The sequence below is a fragment of the Streptomyces beijiangensis genome (assembly GCF_017315755.1).
In the GTDB taxonomy this organism is placed as follows: domain Bacteria; phylum Actinomycetota; class Actinomycetes; order Streptomycetales; family Streptomycetaceae; genus Streptomyces; species Streptomyces beijiangensis.
In genome coordinates this window covers 1-26,289 of record NZ_JAFLRJ010000004.1, presented here as the reverse complement: position 1 = coordinate 26,289, position 26,289 = coordinate 1, and the positions used below count along the sequence as shown (strand labels likewise).

Here is a 26,289-nt window from a genome sequence, read left to right as displayed (position 1 = left end):
ACGATCGGACAGTCACACAAGACACGGGTGCGTACGAACGGGTTTTCCCCGCACAGGAGTTACGAGTCACACCTTCTGGTCCCGGGCCGCCATCAGCCCCACCCCCAGCGCCACCACGCACACCCCGACCACCAGCGACAACGGCACCGTCCAGCTCCCCGTCGCCTGGTATACCGCCCCCGCCGCGAACGGCCCGACCGCCGCCAGCAGATACCCCACCGTCTGCGCCATCCCCGACAGCCGTGCCGCCGTCACCGCGTCCCCCGACCGCAGCACGATCAGCGTCAGCGCGAGGCCGACCGCGCCCCCCTGCCCGACGCCCAGCACCGCGGCCCACACCCACGCGCCCGTCACGGGTGCGACGATCAGCCCCACGTACCCGGCCGCCACCATCCCCGTCACCAGCACGATCAGCGGCCGCTGACTCCGCATCCGGCCCGCGAGGACCGGCACCACAAAGGCGCCGGCCACCTGGATCAGGTTGTTGAAGGCGAAGACGACCCCCGCCGACGACCGGCTCATCCCGTGGTCGCTGAAGATCGTCGGCATCCAGGCGATCAGTACGTACGACCACAGCGACTGCAGCCCCATGAAGAGCGTCACCTGCCACGCCAGCGCACTGCGCCACACGCTCTTCACCGGCCCCGCGACAGCAACACCCCGCACCTCGTGCCCCGTACGCCCCCGCGCAATGATCATCTGCGGCACCCATGCCACCGCCGCCACCACGGCCAGCAGCGACCAGAACGCCAGAGAGGCCTGCCAGCTACCGCCGAAAGCTTTCTCCAGCGGTACGGAAGCCGCCGCGGCCACCGTCGCCCCCGCGATCATCGCGCCGGTGTACACGGACGTCATCGACGCCGCACGATCCGGGAAGTCCCGCTTGATCAGCCCCGGCATCAGCACGTTCAGCAGCGCGATCGCGGTCCCGATCAGCAGCGACCCCCCGTACAGCGCCCCCACCGAAGGCAGCACCCGCACCAGAATCCCGCCGGCCAGCAGCACCAGCGCCCCGAAGAGCACCACCTCGCTCCCGAACCGCCGCCCCAGCCACGGCGCCACCAGCGCACCGAGCCCCAGGAACAGCACCGGCACCGACGTCAGCAGACTGTTCGCCGTCTGCGAGAGCCCGAAGTCGGCCCCGACCTGCGTCACCAGCGGCGACATGCTCGCCAGCGCGGCCCGCATGTTGACCGAGGCCAGCACGATCCCGACCAGCAGCAGCACCGGATGCGCGATCAGCGCCCGCCGCGCCCGCACCCCCTCCGCGGACGGCTGGACATCAGCCTCCGCATCGACCACCACCAGCTCGGAATCCGGGCGTGACAAAACAAACACCTCTCTCAACTCATGCGTTACGTATAGAAATTCAGCGATCGGTGAAGAGCGTGCTCACCGCGTCGATCGGCTCCTGCAGCAGCCGCCGCGCCACCCGCTCCGCCGCGTCCGGGTCCCCGCTCTCGATCGCGTCGACCAGCGCCCGGTGCGTCTCCAGATCGATCGGCGGCATCTCCCGGTCCCCGAGCGCCTCGACCAGCACCTCGTGCACCTGGGTGGAGAAGAAGCGGTACACCTCGACGAAGGCCGCGTTGTGCGTCGCCTCCACCACCGCCATATGGAAGACGATGTCCGCGTCGGCGGCCCGGTCCCCCTCGCCCCGGAGCACGCGCAGCGCCTCCCGCAGCCGCTCCAGGTCCGCCGCTTCGCGCCGTACCGCCGCCAGCCGCGCGGCCTCGGCCTCCAGCGCGACCCTCAGCTCCAGTACGTCCAGCGCCCCCGCGTGCCGCATCGTCCGCAGCACCGCCGCAGGATCGGCCGTCGACCGTACGAAAGTGCCGTTGCCCTGCAGCGACTCCAGGAGCCCCGCGTGCACCAGCACCCGTACCGCCTCGCGCACCGTGTTCCGCCCGACGCCCAGCTGCTCCGCGAGCTCGTGCTCGGTCGGGATCCGGTCGCCGACCGCCCACTCGCCCTCGGCCAGCTGCGTCCGCAGCTGTTCGACCACGGTGTCCACGAGGGACTGCCGCCCCGCCGCCCGCAACGCCATCACATCGGTCTCCATTCACCCGGTTGCCCAATCATCCTACAACTGCTCTCGCGGTCGTACGCACGTCGTATGCGCCAAGATGAGGATGTGACGTCCGTGCCTGGGCAGCCAGAGCCCTCCCACCCCCTGCGGAGCTGGATCCGCTCCACACCCGGCACGCACATCTGGCTGCTGGTCATCGTGATCACGAGCATCGTCATCGAGCTCTCCACCGAGGGACTGGAACGCTTCCTCCTGGAGCGCAACAGCAGCAACATCGTGCAGCTCACGGCCCACCCCGTGCAGTCCCTGCTCCTCAGCGCCTTCTGGATCGAGAACCCGTCGTCGGTCCTCCTCTACCTCGTGCTCTTCGAGACCTTCCACGCCCCCGTGGAACGCTGGCTCGGCACGCTGCGCTGGCTCTTCGTCGTGGCCATCGCGCACATCGCCGCCACCCTCATCAGCCAGAAGATCGTCCTGATGAGCATCCAGAACCACGAGGTTCCGCGCCGGATGGCCCATGTCGTCGACATCGGCGTGAGTTACGGTCTCGCCGCCTCGATCGGCATCCTCACCTACCGGGTGCACGGCCGGTTCCGCTGGCTCTACCTCGCGGGCGCGGTCGCGTTCTTCGGTATCCCACTGGCCACCGGCGGCACTTACACGGACCTCGGCCACGCCGCCGCCCTCGCCATCGGGCTGGCCTGCTGGCCGCTGACGAAAAAAGAGTGGCGCCGAACACCCGTACGGAGCACAGTGGTTGAGCACACACCGGACCGGGAGAGGGGCGAGACGATGACCGACGAGAGTCAGAGTCCGTCGAGCTCCCAGCAGGGCGGGACGGGGCCGGCACCGGGGTAGCGTCACCTCATACTCCGAGAGCCGCCCACGGACGACCCGCCCGGGCGGCCCCGCCGCGGCAGCGGAAAAATGTCACGGCGTGCGCGTTGCGCACGGGCCGCCCTCCCCGGAGGATTGGCCGAGTGGAAAGGCACGGGCTTGCGCTGTGTTCCCTCAGGCGAGTCTTGGTCGGGCGAAAGCCCGCGCGCGTTCGATCCGCGCATCCTCCGCCCACAGATACCCGCTACCCGCCTACGCGACGACCGCGTCCCCCGCCGCCTCGGCGACCGTCTCCACCAGGCCGATCCCCGCGCTCTCCGTCGACGACCCGCTCGACGTGACCGCGATCAGGACCGAGTCCCCGCCGACCGTCACCTCGCCGACCGAGTTGATGTCCCACAGGTCGGTGGCCGACCGCTGCAGCCACCCGTTCTTCAGCCCCACCGACGAGCCGCTGTCGGCAGCCGCCGACACTCCCCACTGCTGATCCGCCTCGACGTTTCCCATCAGCCCCTGGACGTACGTCTGCGAGTCCGCACTCAGCGGCGAATCGTCCCCGTACACCGCCTCCAGCAGCGTGATCTGGTCCTCGGCGGTCGTCTGCGTCAGCCCCCAGTCGCCGTCGGTACCGCCGACCGTGTCCGTCAGCCCGAGGGTCTTGTTCGCGGCGTCCAGACCGGACGCCCCGCCTATCTCGCCCCAGAGCGTGTTCGTCGCGTCGTTGTCGCTGTTCTCGATCATCGAGGTGGCGAGTGTCCGCTGCGCCGGGGTGAGCGCGGTCCCGCTGTCCTGCGCCTGCAGCAACAGCGTCGCGAGGATGTCGACCTTCACGATGCTCGCGGTGTCGTACGTACCGCTGTCCCCGTGCGCGTACGAAGCCGAATCACCGGAGTCGAGATCCAGCGCGGCGACCTGATAGTCGCCCTCCGCCGTCACCGCGTTCAGCGCGCGCGTCAGAGCCGCGTCGGGGGAGGCGGGAGAGGCGCTGGCAGAAGGCGTGTCGCTGACTTTGGCGACCGGTGCCGCATCAATGTGCGAGCCCGAGCGGTCGACCGCGAGGGTCAGCACTCCGGCCGTGGCCAGGCCCGTGGCCGCGATCACAGCGATGCGCCGCAGCCTGCGGCGCTTCTTCCTTTCGGGGTTTCCAAGGTCGTCATCCATTCGAACGACGCTAGGACATCCGTTCCACCAGAACGCTATGAGTTGTCTGTGAGACGAATGAGAAAGGTGTTTGTGCAGGTCAGACGCTTGTGAGCATTCTCTCCAGCACCACGGCGATCCCGTCGTCGTCATTCGACGCGGTGACCTCGTCCGCCACGGCCTTCAGCGACTCGTGCGCATTGGCCATCGCGACGCCGTGTGCGGACCACCCGAACATCGGGATGTCGTTCGGCATGTCGCCGAAGGCGATCGTGTCCGCGGACGTGACCTTCAGCCGCCGCGCGGCCAGCGAGAGCCCGGTCGCCTTGGACAGCCCCAGCGGCAGGATCTCCACGACGCCCGCGCCCGCCATGACCACGTCGACCAGACCGCCGGCCGCCTGCTGAGCGACGTGCGTCAGTGCGTCGTCGCTCAGCCCCGGGTGCTGCAGATAGACCTTGTTCAGCGGTGCGGCCCACAGCTCGGCCAGGTCGGAGAAGGGGACCACGGGAAGCGGCCCTTCCTGTACGGCGTACCCCGGCCCCACCAGCACTTCGCCGTCGATCCCGTCCCGGCTCGCGGCCAGCGCCAGCGGTCCGACCTCGGCCTCGATCTTGGCGAGGGCGATCGCGGCCAGCTGCCGGTCCAGGGTGACGGAGGTCAGCAGCCGGTGCTCACCCGCGTGGTAGAGCTGCGCGCCCTGGCCGCACACCGCGAGCCCCTCGTAACCGAGGTCGTCGAGGATGTGACGGGTCCACGGGACGGCCCGCCCGGTGACGATGATGTGCGCCGCACCCGCCGCCGTCACGGCAGCGAGTGCGTCACGCGTACGTGCCGAGACCGTGTCGTCGGAGCGCAGCAGCGTCCCGTCGAGGTCGGTCGCGATGAGCTTGTACGGGAGGGGGCGGGGCGAAGTGCTCACTTGGCGAGGGGCTCCAGAATCGTTCGTCCCCCGAGGTAGGGCCTGAGGACCTCAGGCACCCGCACCGACCCGTCGGCCAGCTGGTGGTTCTCCAGGATCGCCACGATCGTCCGCGGCACCGCGCACAGCGTGCCGTTGAGCGTCGAGAGCGGCTGGACCTTCTTGCCCTCGCGCATACGGACCGACAGCCGGCGCGCCTGGAAACCGTCGCAGTTGGACGCAGAGGTCAGCTCGCGGTACTTGCCCTGCGTCGGGATCCACGCCTCGCAGTCGAACTTCCGCGAGGCCGACGAACCGAGGTCGCCGGTCGCCACGTCGATCACCTGGAAGGGCAGCTCAAGACCGGTCAGCCACTGCTTCTCCCACCCGAGGAGCCGCTGGTGCTCGGCCTCGGCGTCGTCGGGGTGGACGTACGAGAACATCTCGACCTTGTCGAACTGGTGGACACGGAAGATGCCCCGGGTGTCCTTCCCGTACGTACCCGCCTCGCGGCGGAAGCACGGCGAGAAGCCCGCGTAGCGCATCGGCAGCTTGTCCGCGTCGAGGATCTCGTCCATGTGGTACGCGGCGAGAGGGACCTCCGACGTACCCACCAGGTAGTAGTCGTCCTTCTCCAGGTGGTAGACGTTCTCGGCGGCCTGGCCGAGGAAGCCCGTCCCCTCCATGGCGCGCGGACGCACCAGCGCGGGGGTGAGCATCGGGATGAAGCCGGCCTCCATCGCCTGCGCGATGGCCGCGTTGACCAGCGCGAGCTCAAGGAGCGCGCCCACGCCCGTCAGGTAGTAGAAGCGCGAGCCCGAGACCTTCGCGCCGCGCTCGACGTCGATGGCGCCCAGCGACTCGCCGAGCTCCAGGTGGTCCTTGGGCTCGAAGCCCTCGGCGGCGAAGTCGCGGATGGTGCCGTGCGTCTCCAGGACGACGAAGTCCTCCTCGCCGCCGACCGGAACATCGGTGTGCACGATGTTGCCGAGCAGCAGCAGCAGGCGCTTGGTCTCCTCGTCCGCCTCGTTCTGCTCGGCGTCGGCGGCCTTGACGGCGGTGGCGAGCACGCCGGTCTTCTTCAGCAGCTCGGCCTTCTCCTCCCCCTGGGCCTTGGGGATGAGCTTGCCGAGCGACTTCTGCTCGGAGCGGAGTTCGTCGAAGCGGAGCCCGGAGGACCTGCGCCGTTCGTCGGCGGAGAGCAGGGCGTCGACGAGCGCGACGTCCTCTCCACGGGCGCGCTGGGAGGCGCGAACACGGTCGGGGTCCTCACGGAGCAGGCGAAGGTCAATCACCCCACCAGGCTACCGGTGCGGGGTTCCGCCCCTCGACTCGATATTGCCTTGCGTGTCGGTTTGTCCGAATTGAGGCAGTATCTCCTGAATAAGAAAGCGCGAGGAAGGAATTTCCGGGCATTCGTCAATAAAGCCGGGCTGATTCGCCGGAAGGGGGCACGGGGCGCTGTCCTGTTGACCCACATCCCTTGCGGTGAACGGCAGTTGGGGAACGTTCATCCACAGGAATCCACAGTCGGGAAAAGTTATCCACAGGCTGTGTGGGAAATCTGTGGATGGCGGAGGAGATCATTCCGAAAGCCGCATGCAGGACGAAGGATTCCCCGGCCAAACCCTCCTCACACACTCATTCGAGTGGGAATTGATCGCTCTAAAGAGTTGATCGGTGGAATTGGGGTGACACGGCCCGGCGCACCCCCCTGTGGATGGAAGTGTCGTCACTAGGGCGATTTGTCGACCGTCTCACCCAATCCTGTCGACTTGTCCCCAGGTCGAGACAGCGTCCTGTGGATAACTTCTGTGGATAACGCAAATCTGCAGGTAGGAAGAGCGGAAAGGCGCGAAAAGGCCTCTCAGGCCCGCCCGTCCTGGCTGCGCGCCAGCCAGTCGGCAGCCGCCATGAACGCGGTGTCCGACGTCCCCGGCAGCGTTTCGCTTACGTCCGCGAGCTCGACCCCCGCCCGCGGATAGGACCCGAGGAACCGCACATCCAGGCAGATCCGCTTGAGCCCCATCAGCGCCTCGCTCACCCGGCGGTCCGCGATATGACCTTCGGCGTCGATGGCGAAGCAGTAATTGCCGATACCGGCGCCGGTCGGCCTGGACTGCAGCAGCATCAGGTTGACCCCGCGGATCGCGAACTCCTGCAGGAGCTCCATCAGCCCACCGGGGTGGTCGTCGCGCTGCCAGAGGACCACCGAGGTCTTGTCGGCCCCGGTCGGCGAAGCGGGCCGCGCGGGCCGTCCGACCAGGACGAACCGGGTCTCGGCGTTCTCCGCGTCATGGATCTCGGTGACCAGCGGCACCAGACCATAGGTCGCCGCGGCGAACTCGCCCGCGAAGGCGGCGTCGAACCGCCCCTCCTGTACGAGCCGGGCGCCGTCCGCGTTCGATGCGGCCGACTCCCAGAGGGCCTCGGGGAGGTTGGCCCGCAGCCAGTTGCGCACCTGCGGCTGGGCGACCGGGTGCCCGGTCACCGTCTTCACGTCGCTGAGCTTCGTCCCCGGGCGCACCAGCAGCGCGAAGGCGATCGGCAGCAGCACCTCGCGGTAGATCATCAGCGGCTCGCCGCCCGCGAGCTCGTCGAGGGTCGCGGTGACGCCGCCTTCCACGGAGTTCTCGATCGGTACGAGCGCTGCCGCCGCTTCCCCGGTCCGTACCGCGTCCAGCGCGGCCGGCACCGACACCATCGGGACGAGCTCCCGGGTGGCGGCCTCGGGGAGCGTGCGCAGTGCCGCCTCGGTGAAAGTGCCTTCAGGACCCAGATAGGTGAAGCGCGTGGCTGACATACGGTCACCCTAATAGGCCGTATGTGGGTCAGGACTCCAGAAGCCTCTGGCCCACGTACTCCCCGGCCTTCGGGCCCCCGGGCACGGCGAAGAGACCGCTGGACTCGTGCCGTACGAACGCCGACAGCGCATCGCCGCGGTCGAGCTTCCGCTGTACGGGCACGAAACCCCTCAGCGGATCCGCCTGCCAGCAGACGAAGAGCAGTCCGGCGTCCGGGGTCCCGTCCGCGGAGATTCCGTCGTGGTACGAGAACGGGCGGCGCAGCAGCGCGGCCCCGCCGTTCTGCTCGGGCGCCGAGATCCGCGCATGGGCGTCGGCGGGGATCAGCGGCTTGCCGTCCGCGCCGAGCTTGTCCAGATCCATGTCCGTGGTCTCGGTGCCACCCGAAAGAGGGGCGCCGTCCTTCTTCCGCCGGCCGATGACCTGCTCCTGCCGGTGCGTGGAGAGCTGCTCCCAGTCGTCGAGGAGCATCCGGATCCGGCGTACGACGGCGTACGAACCGCCCGCCATCCACGCCGGCTGTCCCGATACGGGTACGAAGATCCGCCGGTCGAAGTCCTTCTCCGACGGCTTGGGGTTGCCCGTCCCGTCGATCTGCCCCATCAGGTTCCGCGCGGTCTTCGGGGATGCCGTGGCGCCCGGCGCACGGTTGAAGCCGTTCATCTGCCAGCGCACCCGGGCCGCCGCACCCGCGTCCTTCTGCAGCTGGCGCAGTGCGTGGAAGGCGACCAGCGGGTCATTGGCGCCGATCTGCACCCAGAGATCGCCGCCCGAGCGCTTCGCGTCCAGCTGGTCGGAGGAGAAGTCCGGCAGCGGGTCCAGCTGCGCGGGGCGCTGCGCGGTCAGGTCCGTACGGTCGAAGAAGGAGTGGCCGAAGCCGAAGGTGACGGTCAGCGAGGAGGGTCCAGCGTCCAGCGCGATCTCGGTGTCCGCGTCCCCGACCGGCCGTCCCGCCATCATCTTCTGCGCGCTCGCCGACCAGCGCCGCAGCAGCGCCGCGGCCTGCGTACGCCCGGCGCCCGGGGCCAGGTCGAAGGCGACGAGGTGTCCGGTGGACTGCACGGGCGTCGTGATCCCGGCCTGGTGCGCACCGCCGTCGAAGGCGACGTCTGTCGATCCCAGTGCGGTCAGCGGGGCCGGGGGGTCCGATTCGGCGGCCGAATAGCCCGCCGCGCCGATGACCAGACCGCCCGCGCCCACCGCGCCGGCGGTCCCGAGGAGCCGCCGTCTGGAGATGTCGCTCATTCTGCTCAGCCGATCTTCACGTTCTTGGACACCGTCGTCTGATCGATGTCGGAGGTCCGTACGGTCACGTCGATCCGCCACTCGCCGGCCATCGGGATCTGGACGCCGTCGGCGCTCCAGTGTCCGGCCGCCAGATGGTCGGGGACCACAGGAAGCGGGCCGATCGACTTGGCCTTCAGGGTGAAGGCGATCTTGATCTCGGGGATGTCGTACGGCTTCCCGCCGGGGCCGTCCACGAACACGTGCAGCGAGTTGGAGCCGGTGCGCCCCGGATCCAGGTCGAGCCGTACCGTGCCCTTCCCCTTCACCCCGCCGGTGTTGAACGGCAGCGAGATATTGACCGGTCCCGCCGCCACGGCCACCGACGACGAGGTGGCCTTCCCGGCCTCCTCCTCGGTGCGCCCCGGTTCGGTCGTCGTCAGTACGGTCGTCACGGCCAGCAGCACCACGGCGACCCCGGCCTCCGCGAGGACGGACCGCCGCAGTCCGGTGCGCTGCGGATCGGCGTCCCGCACCCGCTTCTCGCGTACGGCCGTCCGCGCGGCCTGCTGCCGCTCCAGCTGGGCCGCCCGCTTGCGGTCCTCCGGTACGGTCACCGGCTCGGTAGCGGCCGAGTCGTCCGCGGCGGCCTCCGTGACCACGGTCTCCGAGAGCTGCGCGGTCCACCGTCGCGAGATCCAGGCGACCCCGATCAGTACGGCGACGAGCCCGATCTTGACCATCAGCAGCTGTCCGTACCAGGTCCCGGTCAGCGCGGACCAGGAGCCGACCTGGCGCCAGGACTGGTAGATCCCGGTCGCCGCCAGGGTCACCACGCTCCCGAACGCCACCCGTGAGAAGCGCTGTACGGCGGCCCGTTCGATGTGCGGCGCCCGGAAGAGCGAGACGAGCAGAGCCGTGAGCCCGCCGAGCCAGAGCGCGACGGCCAGCAGGTGCAGCACGTCCACCGGCATGGCGATCCCCGGCTGGATCCCGGTCGAGGCGTGCTCGGCGAAGGCCCAGGTGGCGGCGATCCCGCCGGCCACGACGGCTCCGCCGACGGCCAGACCGAAGGTGAGGTCCTTCTTCTCGCGCTCGTCCTCCCTCTTCGCGTAGGCCCCGAAGAGCACCGCGACGAACAGCGCGGACGCCCCGAGCAGCATCAGCCGCGAGACCAGCGCGGCCCCCGCCTTGGTCTCCAGGACGGCCTTGAGCCCGGTCAGATCGAAGAGGTCGGAGAGACTGCTCTGGCCGGTGTACGAGGACCTGAGCAGCAGCAGCGCCAGGGTGGCCGCGGTCAGCGTGAGCCAGCCGCGCACCACCAGCTTCTGCAGCGGCCGGGTCCCCGCGCCCTGCGGCCAGCAGGCGAGGACGAAGGCGGCGCCGCCCACCAGGACGATGAATCCGCCGTACGCGGCATAGCGCGCGGTGCCGTAGAGCACCCCCACCAGTCCGCCGCCGACCTCCTGCCCGCCGACCGAGACGCTGGTCTTGGAGGGGGCTCCGATGGAGAAGGTGAAGGCGCCGGAGACGGGGTGGCTGTCGGCGGAGACGGCCTGCCAGGCGACGGTGTACGTGCCGTCGGGCAGGCCTGCGTGCAGATCGACCCCGTACGTCACCGTCGAACCGCTCGACAGGTCACGGAGCTTGGCGGTGTCGGCGCGCTTGCCCGTCGGGTCGAGGACACGGATGGACTTGGAGTCCATGGCGACCTGCTCGGAGAAAGTGAGCGTGACCGTCTTGGGGGCGGTGGCGACCACCTCCCCTTCCTTCGGGTTCGACCCGGTCAGCGCCGCGTGCGCGGATGCGGGGGCGGCCGCGGCGAAGAGTGCGCCGAGTACCGCCGCCAGCACGAGCAGCAGGCGAACGTGGGGAAGGGCGAAGCGAGGACGTATGGGAGGAGAGGTGGTCGCCGTCATGGTGTGTCAGTCCCTCAGCTGTTCTTCGGGTTGTACGTGGTCTCCTTCACGGGAAGTTCGACCTTGATCGGGTCGGCCTTCTCGAAATGCAGCTCCACGGCCACCTTCTCGCCGATTTCCGGCTGCTTCTTGAGCCCCATGAACATGAGGTGGTTCCCGCCGCGCTCCAGATCGAGCTCGCCCTTGGCCGGGACCGGGAGAGAGGAGACCTGCTCCATCTTCTGGTCCTTGGTGACATGCATGGTGATGTCGTCCGAGAGCGTGCTGGTGACGGAGGTCAGCTTGTCGGCCGTCCCCCCGCTGTTCCGTACGGTGACATAGCCGGCCGCCATCTCGCCGTCGCCCACGGGCTTGGGCATATAGGCGTCGGCGACCTTCAGTTCGGGCTTCGACGAGGAGCCGCCGGAGCCCGAACAGCCCGCCAGCGCGAGCCCCGTGACGGCGGCTATCGCGAGGGCGGTGGCGCCGCGCCTCACGGGTTCTCCCCCTTGATGATCTTGGGGAGGTCCTTGGTGTAGTCCTCGACCGAGGCGTCGTCGCCGTACAGCAGATAACCCTTGTCGGTCTTCGGCGAGAACGCGATGACCTGGGCGCCGTGCATCGAGACGGTCTTGCCGTCCTTCCCCTTCTTCGGGGCGTCGATGCCGATGCCGATCTGGCGGGCGCCCGCCTGGATGGTGGAGAAGTTGCCCGTCAGTCCCACGAAGGACGGGTCCATCGACTTGAGCCAGGTACCGAGAGCGGCAGGGGTGTCCTGCTCGGGGTCGGTGGTGACGAAGACGATCTCGACCTTGTCCTGCTCGGCCTTGGGCAGCGCCTTCTTGGCGACGGCGAGATTGCCCATGGTGAGGGGGCAGATGTCGGGGCAGTGCGTGTAGCCGAAGTAGATCAGCATCGCCTTGCCCTTGGTCTGCTTGATCAGGTCGTACTTCTTGCCGTGGGTGTCCGTGAGGACCATGTCCGGCTTGGTGAAGGGAGTGTCGAGTACGGTCGCGGCCTTCGTCTTCGCCTCGGCGGAGACATCGGTGACGGGCGGGCTCTTGTCGGAGCCGCTGTCGGAGGAGCAGGCCGTGAGCGTGAAGGCGGCCGCCACCGCGAGGGCGGCGGCCGCGAGGATCTTCTTCTGGTGCATGGAAAGGAACGTCCCAGTTGAGGTGGGGTGGTGTGGATCAGGCGTTGCTGCTGCTGCGGCGGCGTCCGGCGAGTACGCCGAAGGCGACCCCCGCGATACCGACGACGATCCCTGCGATGCCGAGAACGCGGGCGGTGTTGTCGCTGCTGCTCTCGCTGCTCGCGGTCGTCGCGGTGGCCGAGGGCTTGCTGTCCGACGCGGACGTGGCGTGGTGGTCGTCCGCGGCGGCGGTCAGTGCCAGCACGGGCGCCGGGTTCTCGGGCTCGGCCGCGCCCTCCTTCTCCTCCTCGATCCAGCGGACGACTTCCTTGTTGTCGTACGTCTGGATCGCCTTGAAGACCAGCTCGTCGGTGTCCGTCGGCAGCGCGCCGATGGAGAGCGGGAACTGCTGGAACTCACCGGGGCCGATCTTCCCGCCGGTCCAGGTGACCTTGGAGACGGCCTCGTTGATCTGCTTGCCGTGCACGGTCAGCGGCTTGGCGAGCTTGGACTTGGTGACCTTGGCCGTCCAGCCGGGAACGGGCTGCGGCATCACCGAGGCGAGCGGGTGGTCGGTGGGGAAGTTGACCTCGAGCTGGGTGGTGGAGGCGTCGTCGCGCTCGTTGGGCACCTTGAAGTTGACGGTCGCGTAGCCGCCCTTGGCCGCCGGGCCCTGGGGCTGGACGCTGACATGCGCGAAGGCGGGCGCGGTGGCGAGCAGGACGGTGGCGGCGGCGACGGAACCGGCGACGGCGAAACGGCGTACGGAATTCACGGCAGATCACTCCACTGAGAGCAGGAAAGAAGCAGGCAGGAATGAAGCAGGAGCGGGCGCCACGGCACCGCTCCCTTGCTCTGTCTTTCCGCGTGGGGGGTGCCGTGTCAGGCAGCGAGGTCGTACGACGCCGAGGGCGGCCCGCGCCGGGTCACCGTGTGCTGCAGCGCCTGCCCGGCCAGGGGGAGCGGGACAGGGACGTGCGCGTGTCCGGGGCGCAGCCCGGGCGGGGGTGCTGCGGGGAGCCCGGCCCGCAGGGCGTGCGCCAGCGCAAGCGCGGCGCGCAGGTTCCGTACGAGCGCCCCCTCTGCGACCCCTTGCGCGGAGAGCCGCGCGAGCCGGAAGAGCGCGACTTCCCCGCGCCGCATCAGCCAGCCGCAGGCAAGCGCGGCGAGCAGATGCCCGAGCAGCATGGGAAGGGTGGGCAGCAGCCCCATGCCGGGCTGGTGCGACGGTGTCATGTCGGTCATGGACAGGTGCGCCATCTGCGCGTGGCTCAGCCCCGCGGCCTCCAGGAGCCGCTGCGCCTGTCCGGCCGACAGCGGCCTGGTGCCCTCCCCGCAGAGGAACTTGCCGGCGAGGGACGCCAGTGAGGTGGAGCCGTTGGACGGCATCACCATCGTGGACGCCGGTGCCATGGCGTGCTGTCCGAGCCCGAACAGCGTGTGCAGGGCCAGCTGTCCACTCGCGAGTACCGCGGCGATACCAGGAAGACTGCGCTCGCGTCCGGCGAGCGGGGCCGCCACCGCGAACATCCCCAGGAAACCGGCGGCCAGGGTCCACCACGGCACGGTCTCGTCGGCCGCCAGCACGTGCCCCGCCGCGGACAGCACGGTGCAGACCGCGGCGAACACCGCAGCCCTCAGCAGCCGGAGGCCGGTTCCGGCGCGCGGACCGGACAGGGAGGCAGACATGGCCGGGCCATCATCGCACTGGACTCAGGGGCTCCATACGGCAGGTCCGGAAGGTCACCATCCGTCCCCTCTGGGCCCTGCTGACACCTGCCTTACCCCGGCGCACGGGGTGCGCACATCCGCCGTATGGGCGCTCTCACGTCAACTGGGCGCTTACGGGCCCTTGATTGCGGCAATAGGTAACCGTATGTCGAGCCGCAGCCTGGAGGCTGGAGCATGAGCATCTGGTGGTCACTCCACTTGCGGCGCGAAGCCGCGAGCGTCCCGCTCGCCCGTCGCCTTCTGCTCGGCACCATGGAGACCGCAGGGGTCGACCCCGACATCTCCTTCGACCTGTCGATCGCGCTCAGCGAAGCCTGTGCGAACGCGGTGGAACACGGCGGGTACGGAGAGGATGCGGGGCCCGCTTCGGCGGCGTACCGCGTGACCGCGTTTCTGGACGGCGAGAGGTGCCGTATCGAGGTCACCGACTCGGGGCCGGGCTTTCCCGTACGACGCAGGCGTCGCACCGCAGCAGCCGCACAGCAGGAACACGACAATCAGCACGAGAGCGAGAACGGCAGAGGGCTCGGTCTGATCGAGGAGCTCTGCGATCACTCGGACTTCCGCAACAGGCCGGGGCGGGGCGCGATGGTGCGCTTCTCCAAGGTCCTGAAATGGCGCGAGGACGCGCTGCTCAACGCCGCCTGAGCGGTGTGAGCGAGCGCGCCCTCGGCGCGGAACTTCGCGGCGGTCAGCCCTTGAGCCCGGCCATCCACGCCTCGACGTCGTCGGAGCGGCGCGGCAGCCCGGCCGACAGGTTCGTGTTGCCGTCCTCGGTCACCAGGATGTCGTCCTCGATCCGCACCCCGATGCCGCGGTACTCGGCGGGCACGGTCAGGTCGTCGGCCTGGAAGTAGAGACCGGGCTCGACGGTGAGGCACATGCCGGGCTCCAGCGTCCCGTTCACATACGCCTCGGTGCGCGCGGCGGCGCAGTCGTGGACGTCGAGGCCGAGCATGTGGCCGGTGCCGTGCAGGGTCCAGCGGCGCTGCAGGCCCAGCTCCAGGACGCGCTCCACGGGACCCTCGACCAGACCCCACTCCACGAGCTTCTCGGCGAGCACGCGCTGCGAGGCGTCGTGGAAGTCGCGGTACGCGGCACCCGGCTTGACCGCGGCGATGCCGGCCTCCTGGGACTCGTACACCGCGTCGTAGATCTTCTTCTGCAGCTCGCTGAAGCGGCCGTTGACCGGCAGCGTGCGCGTGACGTCGGCGGTGTAGAGGGTGTGGGTCTCCACACCGGCGTCGAGCAGCAGCAGCTCGCCCGAGCGGACGTCACCGTCGTTGCGCACCCAGTGCAGGGTGGTCGCGTGCGGGCCCGCCGCGCAGATCGAGCCGTAACCGATGTCGTTGCCCTCGACCCGCGCGCGCAGGAAGAAGGTCCCTTCGATGTAGCGCTCGCTGGTCGCCTCGGCCTTGTCGAGGACCTTCACGACGTCCTCGAAGCCGCGGACCGTGGAGTCGACGGCCTTCTGCAGCTCGCCGATCTCGAACGCGTCCTTCACCGCACGCGCCTCGGAGAGGTAGACGCGCAGCTCCTCGTCGCGCTCGGCGGTCACCTTGTCGGTGAGCGCGGCCTCGATGGAGGCGTCGTGGCCGCGTACGTTGCGGACCGGACCCGTGGCCTCGGTGAGGGCGGCGGCCAGCTCGCGTACGTCCTTCGCCGGAATCCCGAGCAGCTGCTCGGCCTCGGTGAGCGAGTGGCGGCGGCCGACCCACAGCTCGCCCTGGCCGTTCAGCCAGAACTCGCCGTTCTCGCGGTCGGAGCGCGGCAGCCGGTACAGCGTCGCCTCGTGGCCGTCGGCGGCGGGCTCCAGGACCAGGACGCTGTCCTCCGTCTGGTCGCCGGTCAGGTACGCGTACTCGGTGGAGGCGCGGAAGGCGTACTCGGTGTCGTTCGAGCGGGTCTTGAGGTTGCCGGCGGCGATCACCAGGCGCTCGCCCGGGAAGCGCGCGGAGAGCGCGGCGCGGCGGGCGGCGGCGTACGGAGCCTGGGCGACCGGCTCCAGACCGTGCAGCTCGGTGTCGGCCCAGCCGGACTTCATGTTCTCGGCGAGCTCGTCGGAGACACCGCCGTAGAGGCCGTTCTTGCGCTGCTTGACCGGCTCTTCTTCGGCGATCTCTTCGGTGATGAGCTCTTCGGACATGACGTTCTCTCCTCGATACGACACTGGACCCCCTCCATCGTACGGGCGTACGGAAGGGGGCCCAGGGCCGGAGGACCTCTTACATCTCCTACGCGAACCGGGCCGCGAGCATCACCACGTCCTCGGCGCTGTCCACCGCGTCGAGACCGTCAGGGAGCACCGTGTGCAGCACATGATCGGCAATGGCCCCGGGGTCGTCGAGCAGCCCCGGCGGCACACTCGCCGCCGCCGCGTGCAGCCGTGCGTACGCCCGGTCGATGGGCTCCCCGGTCCGCTGCAGCAGCCCGTCCGTGCAGAACAGCACCGTCTCGCCGGGCGCCGGCGAGAACTCCACACTCGGCGCCTCCCAGCAGGCGAGCATCCCCAGCGGCGCCGACAGCGACGTCTCGATGAACTCGCACCGCCGCTCGCCGATGACCAGCGGCGGGGTGTGCCCCGCACCGGCCAGCACGATCTTGCGCTGGGCGGGCTCGCAGTACGCGAAGAGGGCGGTGGCCGCGCGTGCCGGTTCGGTCAGCCGCATCAGCAGTTCGAGATCGGAGAGTACGGCGACGGGGTCCTCGCCCTCCATGACCGCGTACGCCCGCAGGCTCGCCCGCAGCCGCCCCATCGCGGCCAGCGCGCTGGGTCCCGACCCGGTGACGGACCCGACGGCCAGACCCAGCGCGCCCTCGGGCAGCGGCAGCGCGTCGTACCAGTCGCCGCCGCCGCGCGGCCCGGTGTGGTGCCGGGCGGCGAGCTGGACGCCCGGCACCCGGGGCAGCCGGCTGGGCAGCAGTTCCTCGGCGATGGTGACGGCCCTGGTGCGGGCCCGCTCCAGTTCGAGGAGCCGGGTCAGGTGCTCGCCGGCGTACCTGGCGTAGAGGCCGACGAGATGGCGCCGGCGCTCGTCGGGCTCGGCGGGCTCGTCGTACAGCCAGACGGCCGCGCCGATCTGCCCGGAGCCGTCGGTGGTCAGCGGCAGGGCGTAGCTCGCCGCGTACCCGAGCCGCGCCGCGACCTCGCGGTGGCGCGGGTCGAGCTCGGCGTCGCCCAGCAGATCGGGCACGGCGATCGCGTCGGGCAGCCCCTGCAGGATCCGGCCGTACGAGGTGGCGCTGCGCGGCACCGTCTCGATGTGGCCGAGATCCGCGTGGGCGAGCCCCAGGCCGACCGTGTCCGTGGGCCCGAGTCCGTCGGCGGGCTCCAATACGGCCAGGCCGCGACGCGCGCCGACGAGTGCGGCACCTGCCCGCAGCAGCTCGTGCAGAGCGTCCTGCAGAGTGCTCGTGCGGATGAGCCGCTCGGTGAGTTCGTGCAGGGTGGTGAGGTCGGAGACCCAGCCCGCGAGACGGTCCTGGATCAGTGCGCCCGGTGCGGCGGTTGCCGCAGTGTGCGCGGGAGAAGGAATCGCAGGATCGTTTCCAGCCACTTTCGGCAGCTGCGGGGTGCTCATGCCGACCAGACTTTCGACTGGTGCGTTTTGCGCAATAGCATCGCAAACCCCCATGTCATTCTGCGCGCCTATCAATGGATCCACATGTACACGCAGAAGTGAGGGAATGTCCAGCATTGGCTTCGTGGGGCTGCTGGTGTTGGCGGTGTTGTGCAGTTGGCCGGAAAATATCCCCCCCGAGCCGGGACGGGGGTCGACTGAGGAAGCACGGTGGGTACGTATTCGGTGATGGCCAGGGGCAGTTGGGACGACCCCGGAACCTGGCGAGTGGCCTGGGCGTCTTATCTGCTGACGGCCGCGCCCCATCCCCGAGTGGCGGGGTTCTCAAACGGGACAGTTACGCGCTACGCACGCGCCACCCCTCGCCATGCTTGAGTAATGGACACGCTTGAGTGATCGGCTCAGCCCACGCACACGCAGTGAAGCGATGCACACGTGGTGTCATGCGGACTCATGTGGACCCTCGGCGTTCAACGGAAAGGAACGAGCGCTCATGCGCGAGATCCTCGGAAGGCGACGCAGGCTCCGGCTTTGGCGCAACGGGAGGCCTGAGCAACTCGGCGCGGCCCTGACCTGCGCCGTCGAATGGAAGTGGCCCGTACTCCCAGGAGTGGGATGCGCGGCTTCCGGCGACGGCGACCGCAAGGGCGCCTGCGCCTGCCCCGACCCCGAGTGCGCCGTCCCCGGCGCACACCCCTTCGATCCCGGTCTCCTCGCGGCGACGACCGACGAGCGCATGGTGCGCTGGTGGTGGACCAACAGGCCGGGCGCACCCGTGATCCTGGCCACCGGCGGCCCCGCGCCCTGCGCGGTCAGCCTCCCTGCCGAGGCCGGTGCCCGGGCGCTGGCCGCACTCGACATGAAGGGGATGCGGCTCGGCCCGGTCGTGGCGACCGGCGAGCGGTTCTCCCTGCTGGTCGCTCCGTACACGCTGGAGCGGCTCGGCGAGCTGCTGCACGCCAAGGAGTGCGTGCCGGGTTCGCTCCGCTTCCACGGCGAGGGCGGCTATCTGCTGCTGCCGCCGTCCACGACGGGTGCGGGATCCGTCCGCTGGGAGCGCGCGCCCCTGCCCGGTTCGTCCGCCCCCTGGCTGCCGGATGTCGAGGCGGTCGTCGATGCACTGGTCGACTCACTCGTACGGGTGTGAGCAGACCCCGGATACCGGGGAAATGGGCGCGCGGTCCGCTGCGCGCCCATTTCCGTGGATAGCGTCGCCTCAATGAACCTCCGCATGATCGGACTCGGGGCCGTGGTGGTCTTCACCGTCCTCCTGCCGCTGACCGCCACCGCAGGGCCGGATCCCGTGGCGGAGGGAAAGGGCGGGGCTCTCAAGCCATCCGCGTCCCCGTCTCCGGTTCCGTCTCCGGTTCCGTCTCCGTCCGGCCTGCTGTCCGGAATCGACGTATCCGATGCGGCTGGTGCTGTTCTGTCGCATACGTCCGCCCAGTGCGGCCCCGAACTCACCTCGCCGGAAGGGGTCGAGGCGCAGACCTGCGTACTGAGCGACGCGCGCGCCACCTGGGCGCGGAGCTACTACCGCAACGCGACCGGCGGGGAGCTGAGCGCGGTGCTCGCCGTGATGGGGCCGGGCGGCAGGACCGTACAGCTGAACTGTGCCGTCGAGGCGGGCGACGAGCCGGGGATGTGCGAGACGCCGCACGAGCGTTCGCACGGGACGCCGGCTCAGTACACGGCGGTGGCGGAGTACGCGGGGTCGGGCGAAGGGCCGCTGCTGCTGCGCTCGGGAAGCAACTCGACCGCGCCCGCAGCAGATTGATGCAGGAAGAAATTCCGTGTCCTTGGCGCCGAAACGGCGACACCCGGCCGTTGGCGACGGGGGATGCACCAACGACCGGGCTTCTAGAACGGTAACAAGAGATCTGCGGTTAGCAAATTCGATCCCGCGTATTCGGACAGCGATTCTGCTGCCGGTGCGGGGAGTTGTGACCGGCGTCACCCGGACCCCCGTGGAGCGGTCACTCTCAGCTGAGCGTCACTTGTCGGTTGGTGAGCCCGCCGCGCGCCCGGCGCTCGTCCGCGGAGAGCGGACCGTCCGCGGCGAGTGCGTCCTTCAGCCGCTCGGCGAACTCCGCCGCCGGCTTCTCGCACTCCTCGGCGCCCATCGCGCTCGGCAGGTCCCAGACCGGGACGGTCAGACCGTGGGCCCGGAAGGATCCGACGAGGCGGGTGCCGATGCCGAGCGACGAAGTGCCCGCGGCGTGCAGCCGGGCGAGGGCGTCCAGGAGCTGCTCCTCGGGGATCTCCATGACCCAGCGCAGGTGGTTCTTCTCCGGCGTCTCGCACCAGTACGCGGAGTCCGCGGAGGCGATCTTGACGGTGGGGATCGCGGCCTCGTTGGCGCGCTCCAGCGACGCGGCGACCTCGGGGGCCGCGCTCGAAGCGTCCGGCACCCAGAACTCGAACCCGGTGTGCACGGCGGGCTCGAAGGCGGCGGCCGGATCCAGCAGGTCCTGCAGGCGCGGCCCGTCGGACGACGGCTTCTGCGCGGTGACGGGCGAGCCGGGCTCGGCGGTCAGCGCGCGCTGCAGCGTGTCGGCGAGGTCGCGGCTGAGGTCGCCGGACGGCGTGTCGTTCTGCAGGCCGAGCAGTACGGAACCGTCCTCGCGACGCAGCGCGGGCCACGCCATCGGCAGTACGGTCGCGAGCGTGACGGAGGGGACGCCCTCGGGCAGCCCGCCCTTCAGCGTCAGCTCCACGGTCGCGGCCGGGACCAGCTCGCGCAGAGCGACCCAGTCGCCCTCGCCGGCCAGCCCCTCGAAGGGACGCTGGACCAGCTCGGTCACGGCGTGCGCGGCGGCCCGCCCGTGACAGGCCTTGTACCGGCGGCCCGAGTTGCAGGGGCAGGGCTCCCGGGCCCCGACGACGGGGATCTGCCCGTCGGTCTTCTGAGGGGCCTTCGCCTGCGGACGCTTCTTGGCCATGGTGCGGCTCTCTCCCGACTGCGTACTGACTGCGTACTGCTCGTGCTGATGTCGGCGCGAGCCTAGCCGTTGCCCAGCTGTCGAAGGTTCCTAGTCGAGCTCCTCGAAGGCATCAGCGAAGCCGGGACCCGGGCCGCCGACGCGCGTAGCGAAGTCGTCGAGGCGGTGGCCGTCGGTCACGATCACCCAGACCGTCACCTCGCCGGCCGCGCTGTCGCGCACGCCCCAGTCCTGTGCCAGCGCGCTGATGATGTTCAGCCCGCGGCCACCCCGCGCCGTGACGGACGGTGTGGCCGGAACCGGCCGGGTCGGGCCGCCGCCGTCCGTCACTTCGACGGTCAGCCGGCCCGCCTTGTCCACTCGCCATGCTGCCCGCACATCGCCGTCCCCGATCTCCGCCTCACCCAGCGGCCTGCCGTGCCGGCAGGCATTGCTGAGCAGTTCGGAAAGGATCAGAACGGCATCGTCGACGACCGAATCGGATACACCGCTGCCGCGCAATGACGCGCTCATACGGTGTCTCGCTTCTCCCACGCCCGCAGGGCCATGGGGTACGGCCATGCTCGACGACGCGGGCACTTTCTGTGCCACCACCAACGCCACCCCCGAGACCTCCTTTGCCCCACGCCATCGAGTGGATGCCCCAATGGACTGGACCGGAAACCGGCCAAAGGGGGCCTGGTGACGCATTCGTAACGATCGAACACGGAGCGAACGCGCCGGGGCACACCCGGTAATCGGTCCTAGTCGCGGCCGAGTTGGGAGAGGACCTGTTTGGGGCGATTGGTGATGATTGCTTCCACTCCGAGCCGCGCACAGAGTTCTACGTCCTCCGGCTCGTTCACCGTCCACACATGCACTCGGTGCCCTGCCCGGTGCAACCGTGCGATGTAGCCAGGATGATTACGCACGATCCGCATCCCCGGACCGGCGATCCGCGCCCCCGCGGGCAGCCGTCCGTCGCGCAGCCTCGGGGTCACGAACTGCATCAGATAGACGGTGGGGATGTCCGGGGCGGCGGCCGCGACGCGGTGCAGCGAGCGCGCGGAGAAGCTCATGATCCGCACGGCGGACGGCTCGCCGGGCGGCGGCGTGTCGAGTCCGAACCGGCCCAGCGTCTCCAGGAGTTTCGCCTCGACCTGCCCGGCCCAGCGGGTGGGGTGCTTGGTCTCGATGGCCAGTTCCACCCGGCGGCCCGAGTCCGAGACGAGCTCGAGGAGCCGCTCCAGGGTGAGCACGGAGGTGGATTCGCGGTCCCAGTCGGGCGCCTCCTGACTGTCCTTGCCGTCTTTCCAGGAGCCGAAGTCCAGGGCGGAGAGATCGGAGAGTTCCAGCGCGGAGACGGCGCCGCGACCGTCGGACGTGCGGTTGACGCGCCGGTCGTGGACGCAGACGAGATGGCCGTCGGCGGTGAGCCGTACATCGCACTCGAGTGCGTCGGCACCGTCCTCGATCGCCCGTTGGTACGCGGCGAGAGTGTGCTCGGGGGCGTCCTCGGAGGCCCCGCGGTGGGCGACTACCTGGATGTTGTGCTGCCGTGCGTGAGTCACCGCGTCATGGTGCCACCTTTCGGGCTGTCGTTTTTCGCCCCAAATAAAGAAGGAAGACGCGATCCACAGCTCCCGCTTACAGTGCTCCGACGTGCTGTGGGAAAAGCTGACCGCAGACACTTGCACAGCGGACTCTTGACCGAAGACGACGCGGACCCGAGGAGACAGAGCTGTGACCACCGAGAACGAGGGCACCCACGAGGGCGCTGCGGCCGAAAACGCCCCTGCCGTCCCGGCAGCCCCGTCCGCACCTCCCGTGCCGGTCGCCGCTCCTGACGGCCCGCCCGCATCCGTACCGGAACCTGCTCCGGCGGCGGCCGCCGCGCAGGACCAGACCCCGGCGGCACAGGCCGCGCACGAGCCCGTACCGGCTCAGTACGAGGCCGCACCGGCCCAGTATGAGGCCGTGGCGGCTCCGCACGAGCCCGCCCCGGCTCAGCCCGAAGCCGTACCGGCGATGTCGGCCGCGGGCGCCGGCTGGCCGCCGCCCCCGCCCGCAGTCCCCTCCTACGGAGGCGGCGGAGGCAACGCCCCCTGGGGCGCACCCGTGGCGGACGCGCCCCAGCCGCCGAAGCGCCGCATCGGCGGACTGCTCGCTGCGGTCCTGGTGACGGCGATCGTCGCGGGTGGCGTCGGCGGCGCCGTCGGCTACAAGATGGAGAACGGCAACAACAGCTCGAACACCGGCTCGACCACCGTCTCCTCCTCGGGCAACGCCCAGGACGTGAAGCGCGCGGGCAACACGGTGGCCGGAGTCGCGGCCAAGGCGCTGCCCAGCGTCGTCACCATCGAGTCCAAGGGCAGCGACGGCAGCGGCGGCACGGGCACCGGCTTCGTCTTCGACAAGCAGGGCCACATCCTCACCAACAACCACGTGGTGGCGGACGCGGCCTCCGGCGGCAGCCTCACGGCGACCTTCTCCAACGGCAAGAAGTACGACGCCGAGATCGTCGGCCGCGCCGAGGGCTACGACGTCGCGGTCATCAAGCTGAAGAACGCCCCCGACAACCTGGTGCCGCTCGCCCTCGGAGACTCGGACAAGGTCGCGGTCGGCGACTCGACCATCGCGATCGGCGCCCCCTTCGGCCTCTCCAACACGGTCACCACCGGCATCATCAGCGCGAAGAACCGTCCGGTCTCCTCCAGCGACAGCAGCGCGTCCGCCAAGTCCTCGTACATGAGCGCCCTGCAGACCGACGCCTCCATCAACCCGGGCAACTCCGGCGGCCCGCTGCTCGACGCGAGCGGTGCGGTCATCGGCATCAACTCGGCGATCCAGTCGAACGGCAGCAGCAGCGGCACCTCGCAGTCGGGCTCCATCGGCCTCGGCTTCGCCATCCCGATCAACGAGGCGTCGCGGGTCGCCCAGGAGCTGATCACCAGCCCTTCGCACGAGCCGGTCTACCCGATCATCGGTGCCACGGTCGCCATGGCGGACTCCTCCACGGGCGCCGCGTCAGGCGACGGCGCCAAGATCTCCGCCCAGGGCAGCGGCGGCACCGCCGCGGTCAGCCCGAACGGCCCGGCGGCCAAGGCCGGTCTGAAGGCCGGCGACACGATCACCAAGCTGGACGACACGGTCATCGACAGCGGTCAGACGCTGATCAGCGCGATCTGGACGCACAAGCCTGGCGACAAGGTGACCATCACGTACACGCGCGACGGCAAGCAGCACACGACGCAGGTCACCCTGGGCGAGCGCAAGGGCGACAGCTGACCGGTTAGGCTGTCGGGGATGGTGGGTTGCCCGAGCGGCCTAAGGGAACAGTCTTGAAAACTGTCGTGGCAGCGATGTCACCGTGGGTTCAAATCCCACACCCACCGCCCAGTTGAAAGGGGCGCCCCGATACCGGGGCGCCCCTTTCGCTTTCGCCTCGGTGGCGTCAGCGGGCGTAGACCGCCACGAAGTCGCGGGTGGCCTGGTTGTAGTAGCGCTCCGCGGGGTTCTCGAAGTCGAGGATGTTCGTGGGAGTGGGGTTGGACGGGTCCTTGTGGCCGTCGTAGCTCATGAAGGACGGCCAGGCGCGGTTCATGTCCAGCGGCATCGCGCGCACCGCGCCCGCGCTCTGCATCAGCTCGGCGAGCGTACGGGCGGTGAGGGCCTGGCCGACGACCATGATGACGTCGCCCTTGGCCGTGACACCGACGCCCGAGCGCTCCACGAACATCCGGCTCTGGTCGGTTGCGCCCCACTTGGAGTCGTTGTCGATGTCGGGGACGACATGTCCGCCGTCGACCATCAGCTCCAGGCACTGGCGCACCCCGACGACATCGCGGGTCATCCGGACGTCGCGGCCCCAGACGCCGATCTTGATGGAGCCGTCGCGGTAGAAGACCTCGGAGGCCGCCCCGTCGCGGAGGTCGCCCACGGTCTGGCCGTTGAGGTAGAAGCCGCCGTTCGAGCCGCCGTCGCTGATCTTGAAGCCGCCGTTCCAGGTGGCGACCAGGTTCTTGCGCTGGCCGTGCGGGACGTTCGGCGGGACCGAGAAGGTGCCGCCCGGCTCGCGCAGGCCGGGGTGGAGCTGGAAGCGGGAGTGCTTGGTGCTGATCCAGGCGATCGCGGCTTCATAAGAGGTGTGGTCGGCGTCGGGGCGTACGTACGTCCCCTGCACGATCGGGCGGCCGTGTGCGGTGGCCAGCGTGCGCCAGACGCCCTCGCCGGGGAGGGCGGGGCGGACCGAGGTGGGCATCGGGGCGCGCAGGGCGAGACCGGTGCTGTGCTTGGCGGGGCCGGGGGCGGCTGCCTTCTTCATACGGGCCTGGGCCTCGGCCGAGAGCGACCCGCCGACCTGGGGCGGGTCGAGGTCGTACTTCAGGTTCTCCAGCTTGTCGACCACGACGCCCATCTTGTGCTCACGCGCCCAGCCGGCCAGCCGCGCCGCCGTGGAGTCGTTGCCGGGGTAGGTGAGGGCGTCGCCGACCGACCAGCCGAGCGTGGCGAGCAGCACAAGACCGGCCGCGATCAGGGAGCGGCGGACGGTACGGCGCTTGCGGCGCGGGGGCTGCGCAGGCGTCTGCGGCTCGGGCTGTGACATGGGCTGTGACACGGGTGGACCTCTCCTGACGGTGCATCAGCTGATGGGGCAATCGGACCCCGGCGCCGGGGTCCGCGCACCTCGGAGAGGCCATACGGGTGGTGTTCATCAGAAGAACTGCACGGCCGGGGCGTCGGTCCTTTTCTGCGACGAATCCATCCGCATCATGTGAAAGGTATGGAAATCGCTCCACCCGAAACGCAGCAGAAAAGTGAGGTTCCGTCATGACCAGTCAGGCCAAGAAGGTGTGGACCGCCTTCACCACCGCGTTCTTCGCACTCGTCGCTCTGCTGGGGTTCACCACCCCGGCGACCGCCGCCCCGCAGGCCGTAACCACCTCCGCCGCTTCCTGCAAGCCGACGGCGGCCGAGGCGCGCGCACTGAAGGCGCTTGAGCCGGTCGCGTGGTGGGCGATCCCGAAGGACCGGGCGCTGCCGCCCACGATGAAGCAGCGCATCCGCGCCGAGGCGCACGGATCCTCTCCCTCGACCCGGCACGTGCCGCTCGACACGGACGCCGAGGACGAGCAGCGGGACACGGTTGTGGCGGACGCGGCGCTCAGGCCGGAGCTGCGTACGGAGCTGCGTACGGAACGGCAGACGGAACGGCAGACGGAGCTGCAGACGGATCGCCAGGCGGGGCTTCAGACGGCCGGACAGGCGCAGCAGCCGGCCGACCGGCAGGCGGAACTTCGGTCCGACCGGCGGGCAGAGCTTCAGCCGGCCTGATCCGGTCGTAGTGGAGCCATCGTCAGGCGGGCTGCCGAGGCGATGGTGGCACGGGCTTCGTGCTCGGTGAGTCCAGTACGTACCGCCGCATCGCAGAGCAGGTCGGTGACATCGTCACCGAGACCGTTCTCGTAGGCGCGGCAGGCGGCCCAGAACAGACGAGTATTGCGCTGTCCTTCATGGGCGGCGAGCACGAACTGCACCAGGCCACTGCCTTGAGCAGGCCGGCCCGCGGGGTGGTGCGTGCGCGCCGGAGGCGTAAGAAGACGTAGCAGTGTGTGCGGGACGGGTGCGGGCGCGAGGTGCGCTGTGCCCGGAGCAAGGCGGTAGATGCCGTGGACCGTGAGTGAACCGGGTCCCACGAGGTACCCGCCTGCCCCGCGGATGTCGATGCCGGGAGCGAGCCGGCTCGCGGAATTCGGGACGACGGTTTCGGGCGGACCGGTGAGCCAGAGATGGCGGCCGCCGCTGGGCGTGAGGACGGTCACCGTGTCCGGGATCGTGAAGAGGTGCTGCAGAGCCAGGTGTCTGAGCGCCGCCGTGGAGTCCGTGTCGGACTTGGTGTCGAGGTCGATGCCGATCAGGTGGTGCGGAGGCCGGCCGCAGGCGATGCCGTAGCCGGTTGCCCAGGGTGCGGCGGCGAAGAGTGCGCGGACGACGGCCGGATCGGTGGAGGCGTCGTGGACCCCGTGGCCGGGGCGTCCGCACTCGCCGCGGCAGAGAACCGCCTCGGGAGTCTGGGGGTGGGGCGTGCGGT

The 26,289-nt window shown here is 69.9% G+C and carries 24 protein-coding genes, 2 tRNA genes and 1 pseudogene; 8 read left to right on the top strand and 19 right to left on the bottom strand.

Going from position 1 to position 26,289, the window contains the following annotated elements; translation table 11 throughout:
• Positions 1–66: 66 nt before the first annotated feature.
• Together J0695_RS00485 and J0695_RS00480 are read right to left on the bottom strand one after the other, a co-directional pair.
• A complete protein-coding gene (locus tag J0695_RS00485) occupies positions 67–1,329 on the bottom strand; it encodes a CynX/NimT family MFS transporter (protein WP_206958924.1) in 1,263 nt (420 codons plus the stop codon).
• A 40-nt stretch (positions 1,330–1,369) separates the two neighbouring features.
• The gene (locus tag J0695_RS00480; RefSeq protein WP_206958922.1) at positions 1,370–2,047 is read right to left on the bottom strand and encodes a FadR/GntR family transcriptional regulator; all 678 of its coding nucleotides are present in this window, start codon (positions 2,045–2,047) and stop codon (positions 1,370–1,372) included.
• A gap of 96 nt (positions 2,048–2,143) precedes the next feature.
• Here J0695_RS00480 and J0695_RS00475 point away from each other — a divergent pair, with 96 nt between their 5' ends.
• Positions 2,144–2,887, top strand: a complete 744-nt coding sequence (locus J0695_RS00475; RefSeq protein ID WP_372445670.1) for a rhomboid-like protein — start codon at positions 2,144–2,146, stop codon at positions 2,885–2,887.
• 108 nt (positions 2,888–2,995) lie between these two features.
• Positions 2,996–3,096, top strand: a tRNA-OTHER gene (locus J0695_RS00470).
• A gap of 22 nt (positions 3,097–3,118) precedes the next feature.
• Here the strand turns inward: J0695_RS00470 and J0695_RS00465 are convergent.
• From J0695_RS00465 to J0695_RS00420, 10 genes are all read right to left on the bottom strand, one after another.
• Positions 3,119–4,027, bottom strand: coding sequence for a serine hydrolase (locus J0695_RS00465; RefSeq protein WP_206958920.1), 909 nt, complete (start codon positions 4,025–4,027; stop codon positions 3,119–3,121).
• A gap of 79 nt (positions 4,028–4,106) precedes the next feature.
• On the bottom strand, positions 4,107–4,928 hold the full coding sequence (locus tag J0695_RS00460; protein WP_206958918.1) for an HAD family hydrolase: 822 nt from the start codon (positions 4,926–4,928) through the stop codon (positions 4,107–4,109).
• Entirely contained in the window at positions 4,925–6,202 is a 1,278-nt protein-coding gene (serS, locus tag J0695_RS00455) for a serine--tRNA ligase (RefSeq protein ID WP_206958916.1), read from the bottom strand. The genes J0695_RS00460 and serS overlap by 4 nt, the downstream gene beginning before the upstream one ends.
• Positions 6,203–6,774: 572 nt before the next feature.
• A complete protein-coding gene (gene pheA / locus J0695_RS00450; RefSeq protein WP_206958907.1) occupies positions 6,775–7,710 on the bottom strand; it encodes a prephenate dehydratase in 936 nt (311 codons plus the stop codon).
• A 28-nt stretch (positions 7,711–7,738) separates the two neighbouring features.
• Complete coding sequence (gene efeB, locus J0695_RS00445) at positions 7,739–8,956, bottom strand: iron uptake transporter deferrochelatase/peroxidase subunit (protein ID WP_206958905.1); 1,218 nt, start codon at positions 8,954–8,956, stop codon at positions 7,739–7,741.
• Positions 8,957–8,961: 5 nt separating this feature from the next.
• Positions 8,962–10,854, bottom strand: a complete 1,893-nt coding sequence (locus J0695_RS00440) for a copper resistance CopC/CopD family protein (protein WP_206958904.1) — start codon at positions 10,852–10,854, stop codon at positions 8,962–8,964.
• 14 nt (positions 10,855–10,868) lie between these two features.
• Complete coding sequence (locus J0695_RS00435; RefSeq protein WP_206958902.1) at positions 10,869–11,330, bottom strand: copper chaperone PCu(A)C; 462 nt, start codon at positions 11,328–11,330, stop codon at positions 10,869–10,871.
• A complete protein-coding gene (locus J0695_RS00430; RefSeq protein WP_206958900.1) occupies positions 11,327–11,986 on the bottom strand; it encodes an SCO family protein in 660 nt (219 codons plus the stop codon). Before J0695_RS00430 ends, J0695_RS00435 begins: the two co-directional genes overlap by 4 nt.
• Before the next feature lie 37 nt (positions 11,987–12,023).
• On the bottom strand, positions 12,024–12,740 hold the full coding sequence (locus J0695_RS00425; RefSeq protein ID WP_206958898.1) for a YcnI family copper-binding membrane protein: 717 nt from the start codon (positions 12,738–12,740) through the stop codon (positions 12,024–12,026).
• A gap of 107 nt (positions 12,741–12,847) precedes the next feature.
• Positions 12,848–13,654, bottom strand: coding sequence for a hypothetical protein (locus tag J0695_RS00420; RefSeq protein WP_206958896.1), 807 nt, complete (start codon positions 13,652–13,654; stop codon positions 12,848–12,850).
• A 216-nt stretch (positions 13,655–13,870) separates the two neighbouring features.
• Here J0695_RS00420 and J0695_RS00415 point away from each other — a divergent pair, with 216 nt between their 5' ends.
• On the top strand, positions 13,871–14,344 hold the full coding sequence (locus J0695_RS00415; RefSeq protein ID WP_206958894.1) for an ATP-binding protein: 474 nt from the start codon (positions 13,871–13,873) through the stop codon (positions 14,342–14,344).
• A 43-nt stretch (positions 14,345–14,387) separates the two neighbouring features.
• On the opposite strand, the gene J0695_RS00410 is transcribed toward J0695_RS00415, so the two are convergent.
• Both J0695_RS00410 and J0695_RS00405 read right to left on the bottom strand, forming a co-directional pair.
• Positions 14,388–15,842, bottom strand: a complete 1,455-nt coding sequence (locus tag J0695_RS00410; protein ID WP_206958893.1) for an aminopeptidase P family protein — start codon at positions 15,840–15,842, stop codon at positions 14,388–14,390.
• Positions 15,843–15,930: 88 nt separating this feature from the next.
• Positions 15,931–17,394, bottom strand: coding sequence for a PP2C family protein-serine/threonine phosphatase (locus tag J0695_RS00405; RefSeq protein WP_206958891.1), 1,464 nt, complete (start codon positions 17,392–17,394; stop codon positions 15,931–15,933).
• Between the two features lie 376 nt (positions 17,395–17,770).
• Between J0695_RS00405 and J0695_RS00400 the strand changes: the two genes are divergently transcribed.
• Both J0695_RS00400 and J0695_RS00395 read left to right on the top strand, forming a co-directional pair.
• Positions 17,771–18,424, top strand: coding sequence for a bifunctional DNA primase/polymerase (locus tag J0695_RS00400; protein WP_206958889.1), 654 nt, complete (start codon positions 17,771–17,773; stop codon positions 18,422–18,424).
• 72 nt (positions 18,425–18,496) lie between these two features.
• Positions 18,497–19,054, top strand: a complete 558-nt coding sequence (locus J0695_RS00395) for a hypothetical protein (RefSeq protein ID WP_206958888.1) — start codon at positions 18,497–18,499, stop codon at positions 19,052–19,054.
• A gap of 205 nt (positions 19,055–19,259) precedes the next feature.
• Here J0695_RS00395 and J0695_RS00390 read toward each other — a convergent pair whose 3' ends face one another.
• From J0695_RS00390 to J0695_RS00380, 3 genes are all read right to left on the bottom strand, one after another.
• Positions 19,260–20,219 (bottom strand): DUF5926 family protein, encoded by a 960-nt coding sequence (locus J0695_RS00390; RefSeq protein WP_206958886.1) that lies wholly within the window; start codon positions 20,217–20,219, stop codon positions 19,260–19,262.
• Positions 20,220–20,309: 90 nt separating this feature from the next.
• Positions 20,310–20,909, bottom strand: a complete 600-nt coding sequence (locus J0695_RS00385; RefSeq protein ID WP_206958884.1) for an ATP-binding protein — start codon at positions 20,907–20,909, stop codon at positions 20,310–20,312.
• Positions 20,910–20,962: 53 nt separating this feature from the next.
• Entirely contained in the window at positions 20,963–21,769 is an 807-nt protein-coding gene (locus J0695_RS00380; protein ID WP_206958882.1) for a glycerophosphodiester phosphodiesterase, read from the bottom strand.
• Positions 21,770–21,941: 172 nt separating this feature from the next.
• Between J0695_RS00380 and J0695_RS00375 the strand changes: the two genes are divergently transcribed.
• Together J0695_RS00375 and J0695_RS00370 are read left to right on the top strand one after the other, a co-directional pair.
• The gene (locus J0695_RS00375) at positions 21,942–23,486 is read left to right on the top strand and encodes a S1C family serine protease (RefSeq protein ID WP_206958880.1); all 1,545 of its coding nucleotides are present in this window, start codon (positions 21,942–21,944) and stop codon (positions 23,484–23,486) included.
• Positions 23,487–23,506: 20 nt separating this feature from the next.
• Positions 23,507–23,593: transfer RNA gene (locus J0695_RS00370), tRNA-Ser, on the top strand.
• Between the two features lie 59 nt (positions 23,594–23,652).
• Here J0695_RS00370 and J0695_RS00365 read toward each other — a convergent pair.
• Positions 23,653–24,816, bottom strand: coding sequence for a phosphodiester glycosidase family protein (locus tag J0695_RS00365; protein WP_206958878.1), 1,164 nt, complete (start codon positions 24,814–24,816; stop codon positions 23,653–23,655).
• A gap of 212 nt (positions 24,817–25,028) precedes the next feature.
• Between J0695_RS00365 and J0695_RS45560 the strand changes: the two are divergent.
• A pseudogene (locus J0695_RS45560) lies at positions 25,029–25,316 on the top strand (DUF6344 domain-containing protein); the annotation flags it as partial.
• A gap of 203 nt (positions 25,317–25,519) precedes the next feature.
• Here the strand turns inward: J0695_RS45560 and J0695_RS00355 are convergent.
• Positions 25,520–26,289: bifunctional DNA primase/polymerase (locus J0695_RS00355; protein ID WP_206958866.1), on the bottom strand; the 770-nt coding region annotated here is incomplete at its 5' end.

Excerpts from the sequence above, each read along its gene's own strand:
- efeB (WP_206958905.1), bottom strand. The coding sequence starts at position 8,956 with ATGAGCGACATCTCCAGACGGCGGCTCCTCGGGACCGCCGGCGCGGTG.
- J0695_RS00385 (WP_206958884.1), bottom strand. The coding sequence starts at position 20,909 with ATGCGTCACCAGGCCCCCTTTGGCCGGTTTCCGGTCCAGTCCATTGGG.
- J0695_RS00480 (WP_206958922.1), bottom strand. The coding sequence starts at position 2,047 with ATGGCGTTGCGGGCGGCGGGGCGGCAGTCCCTCGTGGACACCGTGGTC.
- pheA (WP_206958907.1), bottom strand. The coding sequence starts at position 7,710 with ATGTCAGCCACGCGCTTCACCTATCTGGGTCCTGAAGGCACTTTCACC.
- J0695_RS00465 (WP_206958920.1), bottom strand. The coding sequence starts at position 4,027 with ATGGATGACGACCTTGGAAACCCCGAAAGGAAGAAGCGCCGCAGGCTG.
- J0695_RS00405 (WP_206958891.1), bottom strand. The coding sequence starts at position 17,394 with ATGCTGGACATTCCCTCACTTCTGCGTGTACATGTGGATCCATTGATA.
- J0695_RS00430 (WP_206958900.1), bottom strand. The coding sequence starts at position 11,986 with ATGCACCAGAAGAAGATCCTCGCGGCCGCCGCCCTCGCGGTGGCGGCC.
- J0695_RS00410 (WP_206958893.1), bottom strand. The coding sequence starts at position 15,842 with ATGTCCGAAGAGCTCATCACCGAAGAGATCGCCGAAGAAGAGCCGGTC.
- J0695_RS00415 (WP_206958894.1), top strand. The coding sequence starts at position 13,871 with ATGAGCATCTGGTGGTCACTCCACTTGCGGCGCGAAGCCGCGAGCGTC.
- J0695_RS00390 (WP_206958886.1), bottom strand. The coding sequence starts at position 20,219 with ATGGCCAAGAAGCGTCCGCAGGCGAAGGCCCCTCAGAAGACCGACGGG.
- J0695_RS00420 (WP_206958896.1), bottom strand. The coding sequence starts at position 13,654 with ATGTCTGCCTCCCTGTCCGGTCCGCGCGCCGGAACCGGCCTCCGGCTG.
- J0695_RS00395 (WP_206958888.1), top strand. The coding sequence starts at position 18,497 with ATGAACCTCCGCATGATCGGACTCGGGGCCGTGGTGGTCTTCACCGTC.
- J0695_RS00440 (WP_206958904.1), bottom strand. The coding sequence starts at position 10,854 with ATGACGGCGACCACCTCTCCTCCCATACGTCCTCGCTTCGCCCTTCCC.
- J0695_RS00400 (WP_206958889.1), top strand. The coding sequence starts at position 17,771 with ATGCGCGAGATCCTCGGAAGGCGACGCAGGCTCCGGCTTTGGCGCAAC.